This window comes from Nostoc cf. edaphicum LEGE 07299, assembly GCF_015207245.1.
GTDB lineage: Bacteria > Cyanobacteriota > Cyanobacteriia > Cyanobacteriales > Nostocaceae > Nostoc > Nostoc edaphicum_B.
This window is the reverse complement of the sequence record NZ_JADEXF010000418.1, coordinates 1-4,637: the sequence shown is the minus strand read 5'-3', so window position 1 is coordinate 4,637 and position 4,637 is coordinate 1. Positions and strand designations below refer to the sequence as shown.

The following is a 4,637-nucleotide window of genomic DNA, read 5'->3' as shown; positions in this document are numbered from 1 at the left end:
CGCCCTTGCCGTGCATTTAGTCAAATCTTTGAGTAACAATGAAGAGGACTGAAAAAGGCAACTATCATGACTATTCGTGAAACTGCGATCGCAAAATTGCAGCAACTTTCTGAACCACTCCTGCAAGAAGTGACCGACTTTATTGATTTTGTTATCCACAAACATCAAGTTAAAAATGCTGACAGTCAGCCTAATGAACCACTTGTGGAAAAATGGTCACAATGGTTTGAGGCTGTGGATTCCCTAGAGGTATCTCCACCTGAAGCAGTCAGCAATTATCAGCAACTCCTACTCAACAAGTATCGGCAACAAGGGCTAGAGCTATGATCCTGTGCGATGCAGGAGTCTTATTGTGTTTAGTTGATCCCACTCAGCCTCAGCACAATGCTTATAAAATCGCAGTGATGCATTTGGCAAAGCCTCTGGTCACAACCTGGTCATGCCTGACAGAAGCTATGTATCTTGCCCTGCATCGTGGCGGCTGGCAAATGCAAAAACAGTTGGGGCAGCTTCTTTTAGATAAACTGTTGACCATTTACGAGATTCAGGAAAGTGATTACAGCCGTTTGTTGGCGCTGATGGAACAATACCGCGATCGCCCAATGGATTTAGCAGATGCAACGTTGGTTTTGACGGCTGAAAAGACAGGGTATCGTCAAATTCTCACTCTCGATTCTGATTTCTTATTTTATCGAATTGGTCATCAAGACACCTTTGAAATTATTTCAGTCTGAAGCAATGAGTAACCAAATCACGATTTAGATGAGGTTTAGCAACGCTAGGATGGATGTCTGTTTGAATGACCTGCGCGTAGGTGTAGCCCGTCGTGGAAATTCCTAGCCAACAGGTATTCTTAGAGAAAGCGATCGCAAAACCATAGCAGAGATTTACAGTGCTGCATCTACGCCCGTCGTAGATATCGCCCTTAGGGAAATATCTCTGTTTAATAAAACGTATTGACAACGTAAATACACAATGTCTACTATGTAAGCTATGGATGTGTATTTCGTGCTTAATGGTGTCACTTTCGTTTGGAACGAAGAAAAAGCTTGGACAAATCCTAGCAATCATGATGGCGTGACATTTCAGCAAGCCACAGAGGTATTTTTCGATCCGTTTTTAGTGGTTGTTGATGCAAGTCGCAATGATGAACAAAGAGATGCTGTTATTGGCTTAGACAAACGGTGGAATCTTCTGTATGTCGTCTACATTGAACGTAAAAACGACATAATTCGGATCATTTCAGCTCGTAAAGCTACACGTAAGGAGCGAGAATATTATGAAGGCTGAAGCATTGAAAAAGCGACTCGATAAAAATCGTCCAATGACTACAATCACAATTCGTATTCCCGAAGATGTCATTGAAGATTTGAAAAGAATAGCACCATTACTGGGATTTTCTGGCTATCAGCCGTTAGTTCGTGCCTATATTGGACAAGGGCTAAGAGTTGATCTGGAACGACTAGAGGATGATACTATCTCAGCACTGATTGCTAGCTTGAAGCGTCATGGTGTTAGCGATGAGGTTATCCATGAAGCCCTCAGTGAAGTTACTCAAAAATAGTTCAATTGCGATCGCCCTTGCTGTAAATTTAGTCAAATTTTTGAGTAAAAATGAAGAGGACTGAAAAAGGTAATTATCATGACTATTCGTGAAACTGCGACGCCGAATAGCCCGTCCTAGACATCGCTCTTTTGCATATTTTCACACAAAGCGATCGCCGATCAAAAATTATCAATATATTTTCTTAGAAACACTAATTTATTTGTCATATCCTCGGCTTCCATACTTTCTACCAATTTCAACAATCCTCTTTGTTTTCAGAGCGTTACATTCTGCTTGATATAAAGCAATTTCTCTATCCATTGCCTCCTGATTAGCATAGTAAACCACCAAAATACAGATAACTTGTATGTTACTTGTTCCAACAGATGACCTGCTTCCGCTCGTAACCAAATTATGAAAAATATTGGGTTGACGCAAGGAAAAATTACAGTTCCAGAAAGCACGACTCTAGAAGAGTTCTTAAAACTTCCATATATTGAAGAGTCACCAACTTGGGAATATATTAACGGAGAGGCAATTCAGAAACCTATGGGAGGAGGTAAACACAGCTTATTGCAAAAACGTTTAGTTGCAGTGATTGATGGGTTGGGAACTAACTACGAAGCCTTTCCTGAATTACGCTGTACCTGCGGTAATCGTTCAGTAGTTCCTGATGTGGTTGTGATCTCTACCAATCAAATACCACTGGATGAGAGCGGTGATATTATTAGCAGCGGGATTAATTTTGCACCCCCTTGGATCATCGAAATTCTTTCCCCTGCTCAAAGTCAAACGAAAGTAACTGGCAATATTTTACACTGTTTGAGAAATGGTAGTCAGCTAGGATGGTTGATTGATCCAATTGAACGCTGTATTTTAGTTTATCAGCCTAATTCTTTACCAGATTTGTTAGCAGGACAAGATATATTACCAGTGTTAGAAGATTTAAATTTGACGCTCTCTGTTAATGAAGTATTTGCTTGGTTACAGCGTAAAAATTGATATTATTCCTAGATCTTCTCATGTTAGAGATAAATATGCGTAAATTTCCTGTATAAGAAACACTGATCTCTCAAGTTATTACTGGGGTGTAATGCTGTCCAATCAGGATACTTAAACTCACTAAGTCAGTGAGCATCTAAATATCCACTCCAGTTTATCTGCACTATGCTTGCTACTACTTTCATTTCACAAAAACTCGACACGTCCCAACATCTCTTCAGGTGTCATCACCTCATACATCAAAACCAAAGTTTCAATGATTTCACCAATTGAACGAGTTCCTTTCTTAGAGTAGGTAATACCAGGATGATCGAGCCTAGAACTTGCAATAATCAAAAAATCTGCATCTTGGGTGAACAATACTCGCTGTGTTTCCTGAATAAACGCTAATTGGACTCCATCGCTTTGAGTACGTAATTCCACATCGTTGGTAGTTGTGACATCAATTCCATAACGGCGCAAGCCAAGGGCGATGTCTACGACAAGCCGCTTCGCGTCTACGCAGGATCGACATTTTCATCCAGATGAAAGCGAATTCGCTCACTCATTCCTCAACTGTCTGAGTTTCTCTTGAAGACGCGACGGATGATTTTGCTTCAGTACCTCAACTAACTCATTCTCTTCTGCTGTACGGCGATCAATCTCGTCTCGGTGATCAAAGTAATAAGCCATTGCTGCATAAACAGATGCCAGTGACAGGTCATACTTACCAGCAATCTCTAGCAAGGAATACCCTAGCTTTAAATGCATCACTGCCACATCTTCTACAGCAATACGAGTATTGACAATGCAAGGTTTGCCACTCCGCACATCAGAAGAGATTTCAATATGCTCCCGACTGACTAACTGCATCAAAGAACCTTCTACATTTATTCCATATTTTAATAATACAGATTTTTTTGCCGAACCCTTGAAACACTGTGAATTTGGGGTGGTGTTGGGTTAAAAAAGAAACATGAAAATTATCAAACCCATCACCAATTGGTTAGAAACCCGCGCCAGTGCCCCTGCATACGGCGGTTGGGTGCTAGCATTAACCGCTATTTGTTTTTTTGGCGCAGGTATCAATACGATGGCTGGTTGGCTGTATGCCATTAGCGGCATCAGTTTTGCCCTTTTGGGTGTAGCAGCCATCTTACCGCCGCGATCGCTCACAGGTCTATCCATCACCCGCCGTCCCATGCAACCTGTGTCAGCAGGTGACGATCTAACGGTGGAATTAGAAATCTGCAATCAGACACAGCAGCCTGTAAGCTTATTGCAAGTTGAAGATATACTGCCCTTCGTCTTAGGGAAACCAATACAAAAGGCAATTGAAACAATTCCTAGCCAAGGTAGTTACCGTTGGGTATATTACCACCCGACTCAGCGCCGAGGTGTTTATCGCTGGCACACAGTTGAACTTGGTTCTGGTGCGCCTTTGGGGTTATTCTGGTGTCGTCGTCAGCGTGATTGTGCTGCCACAGCGATCGTCTATCCCACAGTGTTACCCTTGGCTACCTGCCCCCTAATAGATGAAATGGGGCAAGAAGAGAGCAAAAGGGGCGATCCTCGTGGTAGACCCTTGCAGACAGCGACAACCGGGCTGGTGCGATCGCTCCGTCCCTATCGTCTAGGAGATCCTACTCGTCTGATTCACTGGCGAACTAGCGCCCGCTATGGCGAATTAAGGGTGCGGGAGTTAGAGATGGTGACAGGTGGACAAGAAATAGTTATTGCCCTTGACAGTGCTAGCAATTGGAAAGAAGAAAACTTTGAACAAGCAGTAATTGCCGCAGCTTCGCTGTATTTTTACGCACAGCAACAACAATTACAGGTGCAACTGTGGACAGCATCAACAAATTTAATTAAAGGCGATCGCTTTGTTCTAGAAACCTTAGCAGCAACCAGAGCCTTAGAAGATGCCAGTTCAGTTGTTCCTAAAAGCTATCCCTTGATTTGGCTGACTCAAAACCCCCTGAGCCTTGCTACTCTTCCTCAAGGGAGTCGCTGGGTTTTGTGGCCAAATGTCTCCTCAGCAGCAGAACCAGAGGTAATTAATTGGGAACACCCTGGTATAGTTTTGCAAAGCGATGGTTTACTGCAACCC

General features: G+C 42.7%; 9 protein-coding genes. 6 read left to right on the top strand and 3 right to left on the bottom strand.

The genetic code is table 11. The features are described from left to right. Positions 1-66 precede the first annotated feature (66 nt). Positions 67-327 (top strand): DUF2281 domain-containing protein, encoded by a 261-nt coding sequence (locus tag IQ229_RS13865; protein WP_194044601.1) that lies wholly within the window; start codon positions 67-69, stop codon positions 325-327. After that, a complete protein-coding gene (locus tag IQ229_RS13860) occupies positions 324-734 on the top strand; it encodes a type II toxin-antitoxin system VapC family toxin (RefSeq protein WP_194044599.1) in 411 nt (136 codons plus the stop codon). Before IQ229_RS13865 ends, IQ229_RS13860 begins: the two co-directional genes overlap by 4 nt. Here IQ229_RS13860 and IQ229_RS13855 read toward each other — a convergent pair. Next, positions 721-963 (bottom strand): hypothetical protein, encoded by a 243-nt coding sequence (locus IQ229_RS13855; protein WP_194044590.1) that lies wholly within the window; start codon positions 961-963, stop codon positions 721-723. The genes IQ229_RS13860 and IQ229_RS13855 overlap by 14 nt on opposite strands. Before the next feature lie 45 nt (positions 964-1,008). Between IQ229_RS13855 and IQ229_RS13850 the strand changes: the two genes are divergently transcribed. The 3 genes from IQ229_RS13850 to IQ229_RS13840 all read left to right on the top strand — a co-directional run bounded on the left by IQ229_RS13850 (position 1,009) and on the right by IQ229_RS13840 (position 2,548). Then, positions 1,009-1,290 (top strand): BrnT family toxin, encoded by a 282-nt coding sequence (locus tag IQ229_RS13850; protein WP_409339931.1) that lies wholly within the window; start codon positions 1,009-1,011, stop codon positions 1,288-1,290. Continuing rightward, positions 1,280-1,564 carry a hypothetical protein gene (locus IQ229_RS13845; RefSeq protein ID WP_194044587.1) on the top strand — a complete coding sequence of 95 codons (285 nt, stop codon included), beginning with the start codon at positions 1,280-1,282 and terminating at the stop codon, positions 1,562-1,564. The genes IQ229_RS13850 and IQ229_RS13845 overlap by 11 nt, the downstream gene beginning before the upstream one ends. Positions 1,565-1,960: 396 nt before the next feature. Further along, positions 1,961-2,548 (top strand): Uma2 family endonuclease, encoded by a 588-nt coding sequence (locus IQ229_RS13840; protein WP_194044585.1) that lies wholly within the window; start codon positions 1,961-1,963, stop codon positions 2,546-2,548. Between the two features lie 186 nt (positions 2,549-2,734). Here the strand turns inward: IQ229_RS13840 and IQ229_RS13835 are convergent, their stop codons facing one another. Both IQ229_RS13835 and IQ229_RS13830 read right to left on the bottom strand, forming a co-directional pair. Continuing rightward, positions 2,735-3,010, bottom strand: coding sequence for a DUF5615 family PIN-like protein (locus IQ229_RS13835; RefSeq protein ID WP_228013456.1), 276 nt, complete (start codon positions 3,008-3,010; stop codon positions 2,735-2,737). 78 nt (positions 3,011-3,088) lie between these two features. Then, a complete protein-coding gene (locus IQ229_RS13830; RefSeq protein WP_194044583.1) occupies positions 3,089-3,400 on the bottom strand; it encodes a DUF433 domain-containing protein in 312 nt (103 codons plus the stop codon). A gap of 103 nt (positions 3,401-3,503) precedes the next feature. Between IQ229_RS13830 and IQ229_RS13825 the strand changes: the two genes are divergently transcribed. Next, positions 3,504-4,637 (top strand): DUF58 domain-containing protein (locus tag IQ229_RS13825; RefSeq protein ID WP_194044581.1); only part of this gene is annotated, 1,134 nt, incomplete at its 3' end.

Bases quoted from the DNA above. Each gene is read 5' to 3' on its own strand.
- IQ229_RS13840 (WP_194044585.1), top strand. From the start codon at position 1,961: ATGAAAAATATTGGGTTGACGCAAGGAAAAATTACAGTTCCAGAAAGC.
- IQ229_RS13830 (WP_194044583.1), bottom strand. From the start codon at position 3,400: ATGCAGTTAGTCAGTCGGGAGCATATTGAAATCTCTTCTGATGTGCGG.
- IQ229_RS13860 (WP_194044599.1), top strand. From the start codon at position 324: ATGATCCTGTGCGATGCAGGAGTCTTATTGTGTTTAGTTGATCCCACT.
- IQ229_RS13845 (WP_194044587.1), top strand. From the start codon at position 1,280: ATGAAGGCTGAAGCATTGAAAAAGCGACTCGATAAAAATCGTCCAATG.
- IQ229_RS13865 (WP_194044601.1), top strand. From the start codon at position 67: ATGACTATTCGTGAAACTGCGATCGCAAAATTGCAGCAACTTTCTGAA.